Source organism: Shewanella sp. BJSY2023SW007 (assembly GCF_047314525.1).
Classification (GTDB): domain Bacteria; phylum Pseudomonadota; class Gammaproteobacteria; order Enterobacterales; family Shewanellaceae; genus Shewanella; species Shewanella chilikensis.
The window spans coordinates 1-15860 of record NZ_JBKORL010000004.1; the positions used below are offsets into that span (position 1 = coordinate 1).

The following is a 15860-nucleotide window of genomic DNA, read 5'->3' on the forward strand; positions in this document are numbered from 1 at the left end:
GGTAAGTGGTGCCGGGGTAAGCAACAAAGCCAAGCAATACATCCCCATTAACCTTAATCCGTTGGTGATGTTGCAGAAACAGGCTTAAGCCTGCCGTTGGCCTGCCTAGCAACCGCAGCTTTTGTATGAACCTCGCAGATTTCTCGTCTCAGAGAGTCTACTTCCAAAAATCCGTCGTTATTTATCAGAGACTGCCCCCTGCAACGAGCTTCTTTGCAGCTCAGAAAGTGTTTAGGATGTCCTGTATATCAGACGAGAATGTCCTGTATATCAGTATATCACCAAACAAACATTGAGGTGGTAGGGTGAAACAGACAATCCTCAAAATAGTGTTGCGCTTGTTCCCTGAGCTGTCAGCGGGACTACACCTACCGCGCTGGGGGAAAATGGTCGCACTGCCTGAATTACCTTCGCTTGAGGGGGAACGCCACAGTGACCCTTTCTATCCGCGCTATGCGGCCGATGTGCAGCTGCTGGATGAGAACGGCAGCCCGACAAAATCCAAACTGTTGCAGGCGGTGCCATTGCCAGTATCGGGAATAGGCAGCAAAGCCGGCCGTTTGGAACCGCCGGCCATTGGCGCTTTGGTTGAACTGGGATTTGCCTATGGCAGGCCAGACAAACCATTTATCCGCACAGTGCTGCCATTTGGGTGGGACCTGCCGGCAATCAAGCCTGGCGAAGTCCGCACCCAAGTGCGTGATGGGGTCTATCGTCACATTGATGATGTGGGCAATTTTGACCACCAAACAGACCAGAACCTTACCGACACAATCGGCAAACTGGCCAAACTGCAATGCCAAACACGTGAGGTGATCGCCAGCGCGACACAGGATTACCGCAGCCCGAAAACGTAGCTGGGCAGTGAAGATGAAAACGTGCTCAAGCTGCTATCTGAACTCATGGGAACGGTAGCCGAGCTGGCAACCATCTGTGCCAGTCATACTCATGCCAATGGTGCAACACCGGATCAATCCAGTGACTTTAACAGCAAGGCATCGCTGGCCGACGGTCAAAAAGATAGACTGGACCCGATAACCAAGTAACGGCCCCTTCATCTAAATGCGCAACTGTACCACTTATCTAATTAGATAAGTGGTACAGTTGCGCCGCTATCAATATACCTAAACAAACCTTGATGACTGGCATTGTCCTTACGTAAATCACCACCTACGCAATTCTACGTCACGAAATTCGCACTCTTCCTCACCCTCCTGCGCAGTTTGCACCTCAATTTATTTTCAGTTTTGAATTTGTTCAGTATATGGCACCACCAAGCGCAGGCTCTGGGCCGGGAAAAGGATCGAAGATCTGAAAAGATCGCGGTTAATTTCACTGTTTTACAGTTATACAGGCTGGTCTTAATGGGTTGTTGGATTCATAACGTGATGTTTTTTAATAAAATAGGTTGGTTTTTGTGGGGGTTTTTAAGTGAAGGCCTTTTGCAAGGTAATCGGAAAAGTAAGATCTGAAGCGGGTTTGCTGGAAAGTAGAACTGAAATTCAGGGGATTGTGGGCACTGGTGGGCAAAAAATTTTTCTGTGTGGGCAATCGGTGGACAAAACCAAAAGAAAAAGGGTTAGCATTTCTGCTAACCCTTTGTTTTATTTGGTGGAGGCGGCTCAACCTGAACCCACTTTCCTTAACCCACTGATTCGTATCTAAACCCAACGGTTTATGATGTAGCACACAATGTAGCACAAGTTCAGACTGAATCAGAGTGAATTGTTTAATTATCTTCTCCTCGACCACACTGGTAAATCACTACCACACCTCCAACAATTAGCAGAAGTGGTAAGAACTTAATGATTAAGCCTAAAAACACTGTGATGTCCATTTCTGCTGGTCTTCCTAAGTCTTTATTTAATCAAATAAATCCTTTACTTTTGCTGCTGCTTTGGCTTTCACCTTATCATCAATACAGTTAGCAACTGCAATCAATGCTGAGGCTATCAAAGCTAAGTCATCTGTATAGCCCAATACAGGCGTTAAATCGGGTATTAGATCTATTGGTGAAACTAAATAGGCTAATGCACCATAGATAATGGTCTTCTCTTTCGTTCCGCACTTTTCGCTATCGAGTGCGTAATAAAGCCTAAACACTTGCTCGATGCCATCCTTTCCTATGTCTTTACAAAATTTGATGACTTTATCCCAAAAGCTTTCTTCGTTGAAATTCTCAACTACAAACTCATTCTCTCTATTCATGTTATTCTCCGTTTAGTTTTTATATATGTATCATATTGTTATGGCTTTTTGATGGTGTTGCTTATTTCGCTTTACTGTCAATTGTCGTATTCTTGTACATCAGTTGTAAACCAAATCTGATCACATATTGTGAAGAAGATCAAAAGCAACATTAGAGTTGCTTTGATACGATTCTTCGAACACTTGACAATGATATGCCTGTAGTCCGGGCTATTTCTGCCTTTGACATGTGTTGGTCTAGTAATGCCAGTACTTCAACAGATTTAGCCATTGCTGTTGGAGCTCTACCTTTGTATCTCCCTTTTTGCTTTGCTATTGCAATTCCTTCTGCCTGTCGCTCCAGCATTAGTTCCCGCTCGAAGGTGGCTATCGCTCCGACCATGGTTAACATGAGCTTTCCCGTGGGCGTCCCTGTATCAATCCCAAGGTTCTGGATTTTCAAGGTGACTTGCTTACCGGAGAGGTACTCTGCTATCTCCAGCAGGTGGCGGGTGTTCCTTGCCAGTCTGTCCAACTTGGTCACAACGACCGAGTCCCCCTCCCGTACAAATTCCAGCATCAGATTGAGCTGTGGGCGGTCGTCTTTGGCACCGCTGACTTTCTCCTTAAATACCTTATCGCAGCCACTGAGGGCGGTGAGTTGGGCGTCGAGGCTCTGGCCTGTGGTTGATACTCGGGCATATCCAATGGTAGCCATAATGGGTCTCCATAGTCGGTCAATAGGGTCAGGGTTTACTGACCAAACGTGTCAAAAGTCGGAAATGGATCCTAGTGACACGGTTTTCACTGCGGTTCGTGTCGTGTCACTAGGGCTTGGTTTAATGACATTGCAAACAGTCAGTACCTGTCCTTATTCGTCATCCTCCGGATATTCCATCCACAGTTCCTCGTCGTCGAGAAACCGGTCAATGAATGCCTGAATCAGAATGGGTACGACGGTTATCAGTGCCGCTTTGGCGACTTGCTTAAACAGTTCGTTGATGGCGTTCTCCTCTGTATCGGTTTTGGGAGTTAGGCAAGTGAAGCCCCACTGCACGATGATATGTAGTGAAGCTCATGGAGAAGGGGATGAGCTCCCCACCTTTCTTATACCGAGCTTGAGAGCCCTTTTGGGTATAAGTCAGGTGGAAAGTGTCCCCCCTTTTGGAGAGAGGGGGGATTTATTCGAGTTGACAGCGTTTCAGGAATTCTGCTGTCAAACCCATGAGGGCAGGGCGCTTGGGGGGATTTCCTATAGAAGATTGAAAACTCGGTGCAGTGCGTACCCCCCTATAGGGTGTGTTTGCAGAAGTCAAACTGTCACACGTGTCAGCACGCTGGTTGTGTGTTGGTAACTTATTGTTTATTTGGTAGATTGTCTGTGACACTGGGTTGTCATCGGTGACAGAAAGGGTGCCGTTTGAACCATCTACTTGCACAATATTTCCGTAGTTGCTGTAACGTGTTGATTCGATTTGCTTTAGAGTTTCTTCCCAGCCATTATCAATCAGCAGAACCCGTGTATGTTTACCTTTGAGCTTCATTTTGCGGGTTGAATGTTCGACGCCTAATTCTTTCAATAGCGTGGCGATGAAGTTTAAGGGCTGCTTGGTCTCAGGGAATACTCCAATGTGATCATCTTCGTCCAGAGCACCCTGAGCCGATTGAGTGGATACATAGAACTTACCCGTCACTTGGTGCCGACGAATGGCCTCTTTTGCCATCCAAATCTGATATGACTTGCTATCGTACGGATACTTCCACTGTTCGGTGCGACCGATCCAAGTATGCATATCTTCGACTTTGACTCTGATGGTTCTCATGCCTTTCTTGAGATGGTATCTGTCTCTTTGATTGTCGATTCGCTGTTGGTGAGCCGATTTGTGGTAGTCCTCATCAAACTCAATAACTAGGGTCTCGCTCATAGCAGGTTCTACTTCGTTCTCGATTTTCAGCAAGAAGTCTACGTTGTATTTTCCGGTGTTCACCTGCTGTTGCAAACTGAACTCAAGGCCGTTGCGGGCGTTAGCTGAGATATCTTTCAGCGTGTCAGCCAACTCCATTGCAAACTGCTCTTCATAACGACTCTTACCAGGAGGACGGGGGATGGGAAGACCGCAGACCTTCGCAATCCCGTCCACCCAATGTCTGTTATAGGCAGCGTTGGGGCCGTATAACAGCAGGTACATCGCGGTAGTTGGCGGGGCTACATAGGTGTATTCCGGCCTCGCTGAGTTCAGTGTCAGCGAGTCCAATTCCCCGGCCTTTTCGAGTTTTTTAATGGCTCTTCGCATCCATTGCGTAAACCTCGTGCATTTGCCGTCCGCACCATGAAGATGCCTGTACAAAACACGTAATCTTACCCAACGGATCTTTGTCCAGAACTCCTCATAAGCTTCGAGGTTGTAGAAGGTCTTCGGTGTGTATGTGGAAAGGTTACTCATGCTGCTTCCCCTTCGGATTCAGTTGGATTGCAGTGAAAGGCGTTGGGCTGGACTGGTGAGATTGCTGCTGTGGCTTCATCATAGTTAATCGTGTTGATGATGCGTGCCAATTCGGATACGTCTTCTGGTATGAGACCACCGTACTGGCTACCAGCATGACCAATCAGTCTTGCAATGTTTTCTGGGTTGGTTTCAACGCGATTGAGCTTGTCTTTCACTGAATGCCTGAAGGCATGCGGGGTAACATGTTTTGGAAGTCCCAGAGCATCTCTGAAGTTCTTGATGAACCATTCACTGGGTTTGTTACTGTAGTTCCCTTGTATGAGGCTGATGTTGTTGAACAGGCGTTCTCCGCCCTTGCTGCGAATGTCGTCGACAAACTGGAGAAAGCCTAGCCGTAACAGCTCGTTGTGGATAGGAATAGCTCGTTCTGCATTCGCGGTCTTAAGGTAATGGTGAGCGGTGCTGGCTTCGACAACAAAGCAATTAATCTCTCCTATTTTCCGGATATTGCTGACATGCAGCTGCGATATCTCTCCCAAACGCATGCCGCTATAGGCTGCGATGAGCGGTAGCCAGAAGTGGCTGGCATGTTGAATTTGTTTGGTCTTGATGCCCTTATGCTCAACAAACAGGGGGTGTGCAAATATCCGCTGGGCTTCTGCGTTCGTTATCGGATCACGCTTGGCAATTTTGGCTGTTTTGGGGGCTGGCAAGTTGTCGTCGGGGAGTGGATTACGCTCGATGAAGCCCATGGAACCACACCAACGGAAGAACTCCCTGAGGCGATTCATGTGATTGTTGGCCGTGGTCACGGAGATCCGCAGTGCATCATCGTCTGTGAGGCAAGCGTTCAGGCCGTCAGTGGCGATATCTGATTTTTGTTTACCTTTGATTAATCGTACCAAAATGGCTCTAAGATGTCGTCCCTGAGTGCGATTCAGGTCGCGAACAGGGACGCTTCCCAAGTGATGTAGAGCAATGAACAGGGTATGTTCATACTGTTTGATGGTTCTGGCTTTCCAGCCTTTCTGGAGGTTCTCCGACAGGTACGCATCTATCACTTCAGAGAGCATTTTTTCGGACGCCGGTTCAGTTCCCTGTTCGGGAGTTGAACCAAGGGCTTGCGGCAGCTCTTCAATGTTTTTGGGCGGTTGGTTCTTCAACAATGCATCATAGACAGAAGGCACCAAGTCGCAGACCTTCCGTACCAGTTTGTCGTAGATGGCAGGGGATGGCCGAGGAGTCGCAGTATCTTCAAAGTAATCCTTAACCAATCGCTGGGATTGTCTCAGATCATTAAGCTTTGATGCCTCTTGGGTCAGTGACTTGAACTCGTGCAGCTGCTCAAGCCACTCGATGTATTCGCCTTCTGTTCTTCGGCGGGATTGCCAGCGGTCGAGTTCCAGCTGGTGGTAGTGGTGGATTATTTTTTGTGCAGTAACTTTGATTGAACGAATGATAGTAGATTCCATTTCAAATATCTCACTTTCTGTTCCTGCCTGAGCTTTTTCAGGCAATAGGAAGCCGTCGTCGTGATGTACACGCAAAAACGGCCAGTTGGTGAGTATCGTCATGGAATGGTTGGCCATTTGATTCCCCCTAGAAGGCGAGGGCTTCGTCCATAGATACTTGCTAAGGAGTATCACAAGGACAATAGCTGAACGCTTATCGTCGGTTTTGAGTGATAGCCTGAGCACTGCATTTGTACTAGATTTTGGTAGTCTTTGTCTATACCACCAGATGCGGCCTCGTTGATAAAGATAGGTGGGCTCTTTTGATGCCATGTAACACACTCCTGTAGCACAGTGGTGTCAGGCTTAGATAAGAAAAAAGGACTGAAACCTTAACAGAATCAGTCCTTTATAGATTTGGTGGAGGCGGCGGGACTTGAACCCGCGTCCGAAAAACCTACGCTCAAGGCGCTACATGCTTAGTCTCTCTTTTATTTAACCGGTTGAACTCCGAAAGACAGGATTCCAAACGGTGAGCCTGGTACTGTTTCGCGGTTCACCCCCAGACAAGGTTCCCTCGCTAGCACTATGTAAGGTGACCATCAAATCCACTGCCCATGTGCGAGACCTGTGGTAGATGGCTAGCGGCCTTAAGCTGCTAGAGCGTAGTTATCGTCGTTTGCAACTATAACTGTGCGGCTTTTTACGAGGCCAACCGCCCCTCGGCATGCTCCCGGAGTTTCGCGAATCCCGTCGAATCCAGAATCGCCCCCGTGATGTGTTGATTGTAACCTCTTTGCCACCTGCTTACCAAGGCTTTAATTAGCAAAGGACAATCACTTGCTGGTTATCCGTACAATTGGTGTGCGAAATAACAAAAAATATCAGTTACTTGCTCTTCATGACCCGGGCTTTTTCGATAGCCCAGTCACGTTGTTTAATATCGTCGCGCTTATCGTGGGCTTTCTTGCCCTTACCCAAGCCTATCTCAACCTTGACCCAGGCACCTTTGCGCCAGTACATGGAGATGGGCACTATGGCGTAACCCTGCCTTTCAACCAAGCCGGCCAGACGGTCCAGCTCACGGCGATTGAGCAGCAGTTTACGCATGCGGGTTGGGTCGCAGACCACATGAGTGGATGCCGCGCTGAGTGGGGTGATATTACAGTTGTGCAGGAAGGCTTCGCCATTTTTCAGCATGACAAAGCTTTCCGACAGATTCACCTTGCCGGCGCGGATGGATTTGACCTCCCATCCCATTAGGGACAGACCCGCTTCGAATTTTTCATCAAAGCGATATTCAAAGGTCGCACGCTTGTTCCGGGCAATGGTTGCCGGAGCGTTTGCGGATTTTTTTGCATTCTTCTTAGCCATAGGCTGGCTATTATACGCAGCAGCAGCCAATTTGGAATTGGCCTGGAAGAATATTTTGAGTTGTGGGCAGTAGCTTAGGGTTTTGTTGCTGGCTTTTTGAGCGCTTACAGAGGCAGGACTCATTGCGATGGAACAAAGGATGCGTTTTTTGACCGGCATGCTAAAATCCGGGTCTGTTTTTGAGTCAGCCAAGAGTATCAACCAACGGATGCCACAGATTTCCCGCAGTGTTCTGGTGCGTTACAGTGCGAAGCAGATGTACCAGCTAGTCAATGATGTTGAGTCTTATAAAGAGTTTCTCCCTGGTTGCGTTGGCGGCAAGGTGTTGGAGTTTGATGGTAAAACCATGCTGGCGTCGGTAGATATCAGTAAGGCTGGGATCAGCAAGACCTTTACCACACGTAATCAGGTGGTGGAGGGGAGGAGTATTGAGCTGCAACTGGAGAATGGTCCTTTCAAGCATTTGACCGGTCATTGGTATTTTACCGAATTGGCCGAAGATGCATGTAAGGTGGAGTTTGAGTTGAATTTTGAGTTCTCCAGCGCTTTGGTGGGTATGGCATTCGGCAAGGTATTCAAAGAGCTGGTTACCTCTATGGTTACGGCTTTTACTCAAAGGGCGAAGGAAGTATACAGTGGCAAGTGAACAGGAAAAATTCAGTGTCGATGTCATTTATGCCTTACCGACACAACAGAAGGTGATCAGTGTTTCCGTGACGCCGGGTACCAGTTTTATCGAGGCTGTACGTCAGAGTAACATCCAGGCTTTTTTCCCTGAGATTGACTTGGAAACGGTGAAACTCGGAACCTTCAGTCGTCAGGTCAAACATGATGACGAAGTTGAACCCGGGCAGAGAATTGAAATCTATCGTCCTTTGATTGCCGACCCCAAAGAGGTTCGCCGTAAGCGTGCCGAGAAGGCTGCGGAAGAAGGGCGGATAAATAAAGTAACCGGCGCCAAAATAAGCTGAGTTACTTTGCTGAACCCAAGATCTTAAAAAAGCGCCTGTTGGCGCTTTTTTAAGATCTTGGGTTCAAGCTTAGGCCTAAGCCGTTACTTACGGTCCTGTTCGTGCTTGTTCATCTTGGTTGGATCCTGCTCTTCAACCAAAGGTTTTTCATCGCCGCGCTGCTGAGGGATCTGCGGCGTTAGCTCAGGGCTGTTGGCCATTGGCAGGCTACTTTGTTCCAGCGGGGTATTGAATTCATTGCTTAGTTCGTAATCCCCAGTGACCTTGGTCAATTGATCGCCGCTAAAGTGCAGGATCAGTTCTTTGTGGGTAATGCTGGCATCACGACCACTCTTGTAATGGTATACATAGTACCAGGTATCATCCTTGAAGCTGTCCCGCAGTACAGGACGCCCAAGCACAAATTCCACCTGTTCCTTGGTCATGTCGATGCGCAGCTTTTCCACTTGCTGAGGCTCCATATAGTTGCCCTGTGGAATATCAGGCTTGTACACCAGCCAGTCAAAGACACTGCAGGCACTGAGTGAGAGGGTGAGCGCACTGACGCTCAGCAGGGTAAGACTTTGCTTTTTAATTGACATTGAATGTGCTACTTCATGAAAAACTGTCGGCCATAATACCCAAGCCCAGCCCGTGCTGACAAGGGCTATTGACTTGGCGCTTGAGGCTTCGACAACATAAAAGTGACTTGGTTCGTCTCTCTGTTGCCAAATTGTTGTCTTGGTTCAAATTAACTCCCGGCAAATAGAATAAGTTAGCGGGGGCGGCGGCTGATTTTAGTCGTTTCAGTTAAATGGGTTCCAGTTAGACTGCCAAGAAATTTGAAATCGTTTTGCCGGCTTGCAATAAGCCTGCTGCATCATTGAAAACCATTTGTATTTAAAAGACTTATTTTTAAATAGGTTCAAAATTTCGGTTATCAAGGCCTATAAAGCTGGCTATACTGAAACTCCCGTGATAGGCCCGAGTCAAACTTGCTTTGGGCCATTTAGATCATCCATGCCTTTTATCCCTGTATATAAGTGTGGCAAACAACAGCCTTCTATTGCTATTTGTTAAGGAGTCTCGATGGAACAGGCCGGCATTTTTACCTCTGTGCTCATGTTTTTGCTCGCTGCCGTGGTGTTGGTTCCACTTGGCAAGCGCTTTGGTATAGGCCCCATACTTTCTTACCTCGCCGCCGGAGTATTGCTTGGACCGGGCGGTGTTGCTGTGGTTTCCGAGCCGGCTGCTGTGCTTCATTTTGCCGAGCTTGGGGTGATCCTCATGCTGTTTGTCATGGGGCTGGAGTTGACCCCAGGCAAACTCTGGGAACTTCGCAGTGCCATATTTGGCCTAGGCAGTGGTCAGTTACTGCTGTCCTGGGCAGCGGTCAGCGCTTTGGCATTCGGTGTCGGGCTTTCCATTGAAGCCGCTATCATTGTCGGTGCAGCTCTGTCCCTGTCTTCTACAGCATTTGCGGTGCAATTAATGAATGAGCAGCGACTGCTCACTACACCAGTGGGGCGTGATGCCTTTGGGGTATTGCTGATGCAGGATCTGGCGGTGATCCCCATGATGCTGCTGATTGCTTATCTGTCGCCAAGCGGCGCCGACCCGGCTCATCATGCCGTACCCAGGTATTGGACCTGTGTAGCTTTATTGGGATTTTTGCTGGTGGGTAAATATCTGCTTCCCAAAGTATTGCAGTTGGTGGCGGCCAGTGGGGTGCGCGAAGTGCTGACGGCGTTTTCGCTATTGCTTGTGATGGGCAGTGCGGCGTTAATGGCCTGGCTCGGGCTGTCGGCCGGTATGGGGGCGTTTTTGGCCGGTATCATGCTGGCCAACTCGGGTTATCGCCATCAGCTTGAAACCGATATTGAACCTTTCAAGGGTTTGCTGTTGGGGCTGTTTTTCATGGCCGTAGGCATGACCATGGATCTTGGCTTACTGCTGAAGGAGCCTTTGGCGTTGTTGGGGATCCTCTTTGGCATGCTGGCGGTGAAGACTTTGGTACTTATGTTGCTTGGGAAGTTTAGACACCATACCTGGCGCAGTGCCATGGTGTTGGGGTTGATCCTGGCCGAAGGCGGTGAATTTGCTTTTGTACTGCTTTCCCAAGCGCAGTTGTCAGGGCTTTTATCCGAAAAAATCAGCCAGATGTTGGTATTGGCTATAGGTTTGTCGATGGCGATAACGCCTTATTTGTTGAAATTGTTCAGGCTGCTAGGCAAACCGGCAGAAGCGAGCCGTTTACCTGATGTGATAGAAGCGTCAGAAAGCGAGGTGGTCATCGCCGGTTTTGGCCGCATGGGACAGATAACCGGTCGTATTTTGGCATCCTCGGGGATCCCGTTTGTGGCGCTGGATAAAGATGCCCGCCATGTGGATGTGGTGCGCCAGTTTGGGGGGGAAGTGTATTTTGGTGATGCCAAGCGGCTCGATATGCTGTTTTCGGCCGGTTTGCCCAAGGCGCGGGTGATCCTGGTAGCGGTCAACAATGTGGAAGATTCATTGCAGATAGTGACTCAGGTGAAGACGCACTTTCCCCATGTAGCCGTGGTCGCCAGGGCCCGTGACCGTAACCATGCCTATCGTTTGATGAGTCTTGGAGTGACGTCGGTATTTCGGGAAACCTTCGGCTCGGCCCTCAGTGCCAGTGAAAGTGTGTTGCAAACACTGGGACTCAGTCAGGTACAAGCCAATGAGCGGGTGAAGATATTTGCCGAGCACGACAAGGCACAGGTTGAAGCCGGAGCCAAGCACAAGGACGATCTTAAGGAGCTTATTCGCTTGTCAAATAAGGGCAGGGCAGAGCTGGAGTCCTTGATGCGAGCTGATAAAGACAAGGGGCTATAATGGAAGGAGCGAACAAGTCCCATGTGTGGTCTGGGGCGGCTTACTAACCGGCAAGCTAAGCTCTACAACAGAGAACACCACGGGGAATTATTCGCATCTTTTTAAGCGTGGTCGGATAAATGAGAGCTTGTCTTACGTTTCTTGCTTGGATGTTTGATCTAGGTTTTGGGCAGTTTTTATTCGGCTTATGGTGAGTTTAGCTTTATAAGCCAGGTTCTATACCCAATCATCATTATCTCAAGCCTTATAGGAGTGACTGTTTCAAGCGCACAACAGGAAATTGAAGTGGTTGCAGTTTGCTGCGGATAAAGGGCTGATAGATATTAAAGAGGTACAAAAAATCCGATGACCAGAGGTCATCGGATTTGGACTTTAAACACTTAGATTTAACGCTTGTCCAGTTCCACGAAGTCGCGGGAAGTCGCGCCTGTGTAGAGCTGACGTGGACGGCTGATCTTGTGACCAGGCTGATCCAGCATCTCTTTCCAGTGGGCAATCCAGCCAACGGTGCGGGCCAGGGCAAAGATAACGGTAAACATGGAGGTTGGAATACCAATCGCCTTCATGATGATACCTGAGTAGAAGTCGACGTTTGGATAGAGCTTCTTGGAGATGAAGTATTCATCTTCCAGGGCGATACGCTCAAGTTCCATGGCAACATCCAGCAGAGGGTCGTTAACCTTGAGTTCGGCCAGCACTTCGTGACAGGTTTCACGCATCACTTTGGCGCGTGGATCGAAGTTTTTGTAAACCCTGTGACCGAAGCCCATCAGACGGAAAGGATCATCCTTGTCTTTGGCGCGTTCGATAAACTCAGGGATGCGATCCACAGTACCGATTTCTTCCAGCATACGCAGACAAGCTTCGTTGGCACCACCATGGGCAGGTCCCCACAGCGAAGCGATACCGGCAGCGATACAGGCAAATGGGTTAGCACCTGAAGAGCCCGCCAGACGCACGGTTGAGGTTGAAGCGTTCTGCTCGTGATCGGCGTGCAGGATAAAGATGCGATCCATGGCACGTTCCACAATCGGGTTCACCTTGTATTCTTCACAAGGTACAGCGAACATCATCGACAGGAAGTTACCGGCATAGCTCAGGTCGTTGCGTGGGTACACGAACGGCTGTCCTATGGAGTACTTGTAGCACATGGCGGCAATGGTTGGCATCTTGGAAACCAGGCGGAAGGCTGCAATTTCACGATGACGGGCATCGTTGACATCCAAAGAGTCCTGATAGAAAGAAGACAAAGCGCCTGTCACGCCACAAAGCATGGCCATTGGGTGAGCGTCACGACGGAAGCCTCTGAAAAAGAAGGCCAACTGCTCATGCACCATGGTATGAGTTTTAACTGTGTAGGCGAATTTTTCATACTCTGCCTTACTTGGCAGCTCGCCGTACAACAGCAGGTAACAGAGATCCAGGTAGTCGGATTCTGTCGCCAGTTGATCTATCGGATAGCCACGGTGTAACAATACACCCTGCGCACCATCGATATAGGTAATTGCAGATTCACAGGAGGCCGTCGCGAGAAATCCTGGATCAAAGGTAAAGTAGCCTTTACTGCCGAGTTTACTGATATCGATTACGTCGAAACCAGCAGTTCCTTGTTTCACTGGCAGTTCAATCGAGTCGTTCCCTGGTAATTCCAATTTGGCTTTTAAATCAGCCATACCCCGTTCTCCTTACTTCATTCTTATGTGAGTGCGGCATGTCAAACGGCCATTACTTTACAGCCAATCCAGATCACATTTCAATTTAAATAAGCGTTTAAATTCGTTAGACCATGGTATAGGTAAGACCAATTTCCCTGATAACACCAGCACTTATCCTGTAAAAAGGGCAAAAAAACAAAATTTGGATAATGTGATGTTTGTATTTGACATTTACGACGAGTATACTTGCTGCGGCTCGCAAGAGCTACAAACGGCGGGCTTGGTTAGCATATCACTAATTAACTAATTTTGTGTGTTGTCAACAAGTTAGCTTTTTGTTTCAACCTTCTATTGTGAAACCCTTCTCTGTGACTTCAGTCACAGAACTGTGTAAGAGCAAAATCGGTTCACATAACAAAAAAAATGCTCAATGGAGCTGAGTGAGCAGAACGTGAAAAAGCAAAGACCTGTCCATTTAGATCTGCAGACCATTCGCTTCCCGGCGACTGCAATTGTGTCCATTCTACACCGGGTATCCGGTGTCATCATGCTGTTCGCTGTTGGTATACTTCTCTGGTTGCTGAATGCCTCGCTGGCGTCGGCCGAGAGTTTCCAAGGCGTACAATCTCTGTTAGACAACTTCGTGGTGAAGTTTATCCTGTGGGGCATTCTGACCGCACTGGCTTATCATTTGCTGGGCGGCTTGCGTCACCTGGTAATGGATACCGGTCGTTGGGAAGAGTTACCTTCGGGTAAGGCATCGGCCAAGGCAGTATTTGTCCTGACCGCAGTGTTTTCTGTATTAGCGGGGATCTGGGTATGGTAACCAATGCAGCGAGTTTTGGACGCAGTGGTGTTCATGACTTCATCCTATTACGCGCAAGTGCTGTCATTCTGGCCGTTTACACTATATTCCTGGTCGGATTCGCAGCTTGCAGTTCACCTCTCACCTACGACGTCTGGCATGGGCTGTTTGCTTCACTGCCGATGAAAGTCTTTACTCTGCTGGCGCTGATTGCGTTGCTGATCCATGCCTGGATCGGTATCTGGCAGGTACTGACTGACTACGTCAAAAACGTAGCACTGCGTGGGGTTTTACAGTTTGTCTTTGTCGTGACCGCCTTTGCTTATCTGGCGTCGGGCATAGTAATAGTGTGGGGTGTTTAAGTGGCTATTCCAGTACGCGAGTTTGACGCTGTCGTGATTGGTGCCGGTGGTGCCGGCATGCGCGCAGCACTGCAGATTTCTCAAGAGGGCAAGAGCTGTGCGCTCCTGTCCAAGGTTTTTCCTACACGTTCTCACACGGTTTCGGCTCAGGGCGGGATCACTGTTGCTCTGGGTAATGCCCACGAGGACAACTGGGAACACCATATGTACGACACGGTAAAAGGTTCCGACTTCATCGGTGACCAGGATGCCATCGAGTACATGTGTCAGACTGGCCCCGAAGCGGTTATCGAGCTGGAGCAGATGGGTCTGCCATTCTCCCGCTTTGAAAACGGCACTATTTATCAGCGTCCTTTCGGCGGTCAATCCAAGAATTTCGGTGGTGAGCAGGCGGCCCGTACCGCGGCTGCTGCTGACCGTACCGGCCACGCTCTGCTGCACTGCTTGTACCAGCAGAACGTCAAGAACAAGACTCAGGTATTTTCCGAGTGGTATGCCTTGGATCTGGTTAAAAACGAAGACGGTGCCATCGTAGGTTGTACTGCAATCGAAATTGAAACCGGTGAAATTGTTTACTTCAAAGCCAAGGCCACAGTGTTGGCTACTGGCGGCGCCGGTCGTATCTTTGCTTCTACTACCAATGCTCACATCAACACAGGTGATGGTGTTGGTATGGCTGCCCGTGCCGGGGTTCAGCTGCAGGACATGGAAATGTGGCAGTTCCACCCAACCGGGATTGCCGGTGCCGGTGTTCTGGTGACTGAAGGTTGTCGTGGTGAGGGCGGTTACCTGCTCAATAAAGACGGCGAACGCTTCATGGAGCGCTATGCACCCAACGCCAAAGACCTGGCATCCCGTGACGTGGTTGCCCGCTCCATGATGACAGAGATTCGTGAAGGCCGCGGTTGTGAAGGTCCTATGGGCCCACACCTGAAGCTGAAGCTGGACCATCTGGGCAAAGAAACCCTGGAAGCGCGTCTGCCTGGTGTATGTGAACTGTCCCGTACCTTTGCTCACATAGACCCCGCCGATGGCCCAATTCCGGTTATCCCGACCTGTCACTATATGATGGGTGGTCTGCCAACCAAGGTATCCGGTCAGGTGATCCACAAGAACGCCGATGGTACTGAAGAAGATATCAAGGGTCTGTTCGCCGTGGGCGAAATTGCTTGTGTATCGGTTCACGGTGCCAACCGTCTGGGTGGTAACTCACTACTCGACTTGGTAGTGTTCGGTCGTGCAGCCGGTCAACATCTGGGTAAAGCGCTGGATGAAACCGCAGATCCCAAAGCTGCGACTGAAGCCGATATTCAGAAGTCTCTCGAGCGTCTGAATCGTTGGGAAAGCAATAAAGACGGTGAAGATCCAGCGGTTATCCGTAAAGATCTGCAGATGTGCATGCAACTGAACTTTTCGGTATTCCGTAGCGGTGATGCCATGGCCGAAGGCCTGAAAGAACTGCAGAAAATTCGTGAGCGTCTGGCCAATGCCAAGCTATCTGACAACTCCAGAGAGTTCAACACTCAGCGTATCGAGTGTTTGGAACTGGATAACCTGATGGCAACAGCTATCGCATCTGCTTACGCAGCCAACTTCCGTACCGAGAGCCGTGGTGCTCACAGCCGTGAAGACTTCCCTGAGCGTGATGACGCCAACTGGCTGTGTCACAGCCTGTTTGACCCAGTCAACGAAACCATGTCCACCCGTGAAGTGAACATGGCGCCCAAGACACGTGAAGCCTTCCCGCCGAAGAAGCGTACCTACTAAGGA

Annotated in this window: 15 protein-coding genes and 1 other RNA gene; 8 read left to right on the forward strand and 8 right to left on the reverse strand. The window is 49.2% G+C overall.

All coding sequences use genetic code 11. The features are described from left to right. Positions 1-305: 305 nt before the first annotated feature. Entirely contained in the window at positions 306-857 is a 552-nt protein-coding gene (locus ACMHXE_RS00895) for a hypothetical protein (RefSeq protein ID WP_413731118.1), read from the forward strand. A 21-nt stretch (positions 858-878) separates the two neighbouring features. Continuing rightward, positions 879-1046 carry a hypothetical protein gene (locus ACMHXE_RS00900; protein ID WP_412522232.1) on the forward strand — a complete coding sequence of 56 codons (168 nt, stop codon included), beginning with the start codon at positions 879-881 and terminating at the stop codon, positions 1044-1046. 817 nt (positions 1047-1863) lie between these two features. On the opposite strand, the gene ACMHXE_RS00905 is transcribed toward ACMHXE_RS00900, so the two are convergent. The 6 genes from ACMHXE_RS00905 to smpB form a co-directional block, all read right to left on the reverse strand. Further along, on the reverse strand, positions 1864-2208 hold the full coding sequence (locus ACMHXE_RS00905) for a YkvA family protein (RefSeq protein ID WP_413731120.1): 345 nt from the start codon (positions 2206-2208) through the stop codon (positions 1864-1866). Positions 2209-2359: 151 nt separating this feature from the next. Continuing rightward, positions 2360-2905, reverse strand: a complete 546-nt coding sequence (locus ACMHXE_RS00910; protein ID WP_335916841.1) for a recombinase family protein — start codon at positions 2903-2905, stop codon at positions 2360-2362. A gap of 463 nt (positions 2906-3368) precedes the next feature. Further along, positions 3369-4631 (reverse strand): hypothetical protein, encoded by a 1263-nt coding sequence (locus ACMHXE_RS00915; RefSeq protein WP_413731122.1) that lies wholly within the window; start codon positions 4629-4631, stop codon positions 3369-3371. Continuing rightward, the gene (locus ACMHXE_RS00920) at positions 4628-6223 is read right to left on the reverse strand and encodes a site-specific integrase (protein WP_413731124.1); all 1596 of its coding nucleotides are present in this window, start codon (positions 6221-6223) and stop codon (positions 4628-4630) included. Before ACMHXE_RS00920 ends, ACMHXE_RS00915 begins: the two co-directional genes overlap by 4 nt. A 280-nt stretch (positions 6224-6503) precedes the next feature. Next, positions 6504-6858: a transfer-messenger RNA gene (gene ssrA, locus ACMHXE_RS00925) on the reverse strand. Positions 6859-6973: 115 nt separating this feature from the next. Next, positions 6974-7459: an SsrA-binding protein SmpB gene (gene smpB / locus ACMHXE_RS00930; RefSeq protein WP_025009743.1), complete on the reverse strand. Its 486-nt coding sequence runs from the start codon at positions 7457-7459 to the stop codon at positions 6974-6976. 208 nt (positions 7460-7667) lie between these two features. Between smpB and ACMHXE_RS00935 the strand changes: the two genes are divergently transcribed. Together ACMHXE_RS00935 and ACMHXE_RS00940 are read left to right on the forward strand one after the other, a co-directional pair. Continuing rightward, on the forward strand, positions 7668-8105 hold the full coding sequence (locus tag ACMHXE_RS00935) for an SRPBCC family protein (RefSeq protein ID WP_165566009.1): 438 nt from the start codon (positions 7668-7670) through the stop codon (positions 8103-8105). Beyond that, entirely contained in the window at positions 8095-8430 is a 336-nt protein-coding gene (locus ACMHXE_RS00940) for an RnfH family protein (protein ID WP_100145313.1), read from the forward strand. Before ACMHXE_RS00935 ends, ACMHXE_RS00940 begins: the two co-directional genes overlap by 11 nt. 83 nt (positions 8431-8513) lie before the next feature. Here ACMHXE_RS00940 and ACMHXE_RS00945 read toward each other — a convergent pair whose 3' ends face one another. Continuing rightward, on the reverse strand, positions 8514-9011 hold the full coding sequence (locus tag ACMHXE_RS00945) for an outer membrane protein assembly factor BamE (RefSeq protein ID WP_101052923.1): 498 nt from the start codon (positions 9009-9011) through the stop codon (positions 8514-8516). A 487-nt stretch (positions 9012-9498) separates the two neighbouring features. Here ACMHXE_RS00945 and ACMHXE_RS00950 point away from each other — a divergent pair, with 487 nt between their 5' ends. Further along, a complete protein-coding gene (locus ACMHXE_RS00950; RefSeq protein WP_413731126.1) occupies positions 9499-11268 on the forward strand; it encodes a monovalent cation:proton antiporter-2 (CPA2) family protein in 1770 nt (589 codons plus the stop codon). A 386-nt stretch (positions 11269-11654) separates the two neighbouring features. Here the strand turns inward: ACMHXE_RS00950 and ACMHXE_RS00955 are convergent, their stop codons facing one another. Beyond that, complete coding sequence (locus ACMHXE_RS00955) at positions 11655-12941, reverse strand: citrate synthase (protein WP_101052927.1); 1287 nt, start codon at positions 12939-12941, stop codon at positions 11655-11657. 412 nt (positions 12942-13353) lie between these two features. Between ACMHXE_RS00955 and sdhC the strand changes: the two genes are divergently transcribed. Genes sdhC through sdhA form a run of 3 tightly spaced genes read left to right on the forward strand, consistent with a single transcriptional unit; the run spans position 13354 to position 15857 of the window. Further along, positions 13354-13749 carry a succinate dehydrogenase cytochrome b556 subunit gene (gene sdhC / locus ACMHXE_RS00960; RefSeq protein ID WP_025011017.1) on the forward strand — a complete coding sequence of 132 codons (396 nt, stop codon included), beginning with the start codon at positions 13354-13356 and terminating at the stop codon, positions 13747-13749. Continuing rightward, the gene (sdhD, locus tag ACMHXE_RS00965; RefSeq protein ID WP_025011016.1) at positions 13743-14090 is read left to right on the forward strand and encodes a succinate dehydrogenase, hydrophobic membrane anchor protein; all 348 of its coding nucleotides are present in this window, start codon (positions 13743-13745) and stop codon (positions 14088-14090) included. The genes sdhC and sdhD overlap by 7 nt, the downstream gene beginning before the upstream one ends. Beyond that, complete coding sequence (sdhA, locus tag ACMHXE_RS00970; protein ID WP_071477404.1) at positions 14091-15857, forward strand: succinate dehydrogenase flavoprotein subunit; 1767 nt, start codon at positions 14091-14093, stop codon at positions 15855-15857. The last annotated feature ends 3 nt before the right edge of the window (positions 15858-15860 follow it).